Source organism: Clostridium sp. CF012, assembly GCF_018861755.1.
In the GTDB taxonomy this organism is placed as follows: domain Bacteria; phylum Bacillota; class Clostridia; order Clostridiales; family Clostridiaceae; genus Clostridium_AD.
Genome location: NZ_JAHLEF010000075.1, coordinates 1 through 3,253 on the forward strand (window position 1 = coordinate 1; position 3,253 = coordinate 3,253).

General features: G+C 29.7%; 3 protein-coding genes, 1 tRNA gene and 1 rRNA gene. 1 reads left to right on the plus strand and 4 read right to left on the minus strand.

From position 1 onward, the window contains the following. Positions 1-476: 476 nt before the first annotated feature. Both KPL50_RS26165 and KPL50_RS26170 read right to left on the minus strand, forming a co-directional pair. Entirely contained in the window at positions 477-695 is a 219-nt protein-coding gene (locus KPL50_RS26165) for a DUF3892 domain-containing protein (protein WP_216301415.1), read from the minus strand. A 516-nt stretch (positions 696-1,211) separates the two neighbouring features. Next, positions 1,212-2,087: a YitT family protein gene (locus KPL50_RS26170; RefSeq protein WP_216301416.1), complete on the minus strand. Its 876-nt coding sequence runs from the start codon at positions 2,085-2,087 to the stop codon at positions 1,212-1,214. A 251-nt stretch (positions 2,088-2,338) separates the two neighbouring features. Here KPL50_RS26170 and KPL50_RS26175 point away from each other — a divergent pair, with 251 nt between their 5' ends. Beyond that, entirely contained in the window at positions 2,339-3,013 is a 675-nt protein-coding gene (locus KPL50_RS26175; RefSeq protein WP_216301417.1) for a uracil-DNA glycosylase, read from the plus strand. Between the two features lie 51 nt (positions 3,014-3,064). Here KPL50_RS26175 and KPL50_RS26180 read toward each other — a convergent pair. Further along, positions 3,065-3,140: transfer RNA gene (locus KPL50_RS26180), tRNA-Phe, on the minus strand. Between the two features lie 5 nt (positions 3,141-3,145). Then, positions 3,146-3,253, minus strand: a 5S ribosomal RNA gene (gene rrf / locus KPL50_RS26185); the annotation flags it as partial.

Sequence of the window (3,253 nt, forward strand, 5' to 3'; positions counted from 1 at the left end):
TCTAAAGTAATTAACTGGTCTAACGAAATATTATTTCGCTATTTTACCTATTTCTCTGTTTAATTTTCAAAGACCAATTTGCTTTGTCATCAAGTGACGACTTCTACTATTTTACTAGGTTTTTCTTGATTTGTCAACAACTTTATTAATATCTTTTAAGTGTATTTCAAAAACATTAAATGCTAACTTATCAATCCTTACCTTTATCGTTACTCATTAGCAGCGACAAGTAATATATTATCATCTATGACTATTATCATTTTTATTTATTTTCTTCTATACGACAATTATATACACCATTCTCTATAATACTACTATATAGTGAATATCTTTTATGTTGACACACTAGGAATAGTATACCTTATTAAAACGAATTATATACCTACTTTCTGATATTATATGTAATTATTTATACACAAGCCATAAGTCCCCTACATTTATAAAACCTTCAATTAAGAGGACTTATGACTTTTATATTAAAAAATAGGAAGATTGTCTAAATTATCTTCTGCGGTGCTATTAGGCGAAGACTTTATTACATCATTTCCATTTTTATTTTTACCAACAACTACTGATTCCACGGTTCCTCTTTTTGCCAAAGCCACAGCCTTGCTAACATCTAATTCTTCACCAGTGCTAGTTAACACATTTGTAATGTCTCCATCTGCATTTTTTCTTACCTTAACTATCTTCATAACAATACATCTCCTCGTTAATTAATATAACTAGAATTTCTTTAATGGTCTATTTTTTTACGCAGTAGCTTTTACACTACTTGTTTAGTATTTCCCATTTTTTTATTATTTTATTACTAAACTGATAGAAATTATATTATTAAATCTTAATTTGCTTTGCTGAAATTAAATATTTCTGAATTAAAAATAGACTTCCCCCGAAGTTTAATTTTAACCATAGTATGCTCTCCCCCTTATGGATGTGGGTGACTAGCCTAATAAAGTGTCATTAAAATTGTTTATTAAACTCATTTGATTTCAAGTGAATTTAATAAAATAGAACGCTAAGGACTTCATTTTTTAAGTCCTTAGCGTTCTATTTCCTGTTTCTCTAAGATTACTCCCCGGGAATATTGTGTGCATAGCATTTGATATATATTCTTTCTTTTCGTCTATGGAAAATTCAATTGTTTCAGCTTAATTAAGCATTTTAGCCTTATTTTTCCTAATGAGATAATATATCAATACTTTTTACAACTAACCTAATGGGCTTTTAAATCCGTTACCTTGAACCTCAGCTATATCAATTATAGATATAAAAACTTCTTGGTCTATCTCTTTAATTACTCTCTTAATTTGTGGTAGTTGACCTAATGAAACAACACAATACATTACATTTTTTCTATGGTTAGTATATGCACCTTCTCCATATAAAATAGTTACTCCTCTGTTAAAATTATTCAATATTGCATCACTTACTTCTTTTTCTTTTTCAGATACAATTAAAAGCATTTTACGTCTGTTTAATCCATTGATTACTTTTTCCATAACAGCGGAAGTAATATACATAGCAATCAGAGTATATAATCCTACTTTAAAATCAAATAGCACAGAACCGATAGCTACAATTAAGAAATTTATTACAAAACTCATTATACCTATTTCTATACCATATTTCTTTTTAGCATATATAGCTATAATATCCATGCCACCAGTAGATCCTTCATTCGAAAAAACAATTCCAACCCCTATACCTGAAAGCACACCCCCATATATACAATAAAGAAGCCTATAAGATTCTTCAACAGGAGCAAGAACATTATTTAAAGGTAAAGTAAGGATTAAAAAAAGTGATAAGGAAATAGTGCCTAATATAGTAAATGCAGTAAACCTTTTATTTATTTTTAATATACTTAATATAAGAAGTGGAACATTAAGTATTAATATTGTAATGCCCATTGGCATTTTAAAAATATACTGCAACATTAACCCTATTCCTGAAAGACCTCCACTAAGGAGCTTATTGGGAATTATAAATAAATTTATTGCAACAGATAAAATAAAACTACCTAAAATAATAAGAACTACTTTCTGAAATAAATCTTTAAAATCAGTACTAGATGATTTTTTCATAAACTGCCTCCGTATCTTTCTCTAGAGTACAGAACAATTATTAACTGTTTTGTACCATATGTTTTTATATTTATTATATACCATTTAACGCATTAACAACCAGTCCTACTGTTATATATCTTAATTCTTCTGCCTCGCTCTGCAAGTGCTATCCATTATACGTCTGAAGGAGCTAATTTTTCACATACAATTGTAAATACTTGTTTTATGAAAATAAAAGTATTTATGATACACTAAAGTGAGGTGATTTTATGAATGATTTACTAAATGATTGGGATGAACTCTTATTAGAAGAATTTAATAGCGAATATTTTTTAAAGTTAAAAAGCTTTTTAAAAGAAGAATATGAGACGCAAACAATATACCCTGAAACACAAAACATCTTTAATGCCCTTAAATACACAACATATAAGGATGTAAAAGTTGTTATACTTGGTCAAGATCCTTACCATGGTGAAAATCAAGCTCACGGTTTAAGCTTTTCTGTAAAAGCAGGTGTATCTATTCCCCCTTCACTATCAAATATATATAAAGAGTTAAATAATGATATAGGCTGTTATATTCCTAACAATGGGTATTTAAAAAAATGGTGTGATGAAGGGGTTTTACTTTTAAATGCTGTTCTTACCGTTAGGGCTTGCGAGGCTAATTCTCATAAAAATAAAGGGTGGGAACATTTTACTAATAAAATTATTTCACTATTAAATAATAAAACAGAGCCTATAGTTTTTATTTTATGGGGAAATAATGCCCAGTCTAAGCAATCTCTAATAACTAACCCAATACACCACATAATAAAGTCTGTTCACCCAAGTCCATTATCATCATATAGAGGTTTTTTTAATAGTAAACCTTTTTCTAATGCTAATGATTTTTTGATTTCACATGGTAAAATACCAATTAATTGGCAAATCGATAATATATAATATGTAATTTTGAACATAAAAAAACGTCTTAGAATTATCTAAGACGTTTTTTGGTGGCTAGACCAGGAATCGAACCAGGGACACGAGGATTTTCAGTCCTCTGCTCTACCGACTGAGCTATCCAGCCACATTACCTGGCGACGACTTACTCTCCCACAAGGTCACCCCTGCAGTACCATTAGCGCATTGAAGCTTAACCTTCGTGTTCGGTATGGGAACGGGTGTTACCTTCATGCCATA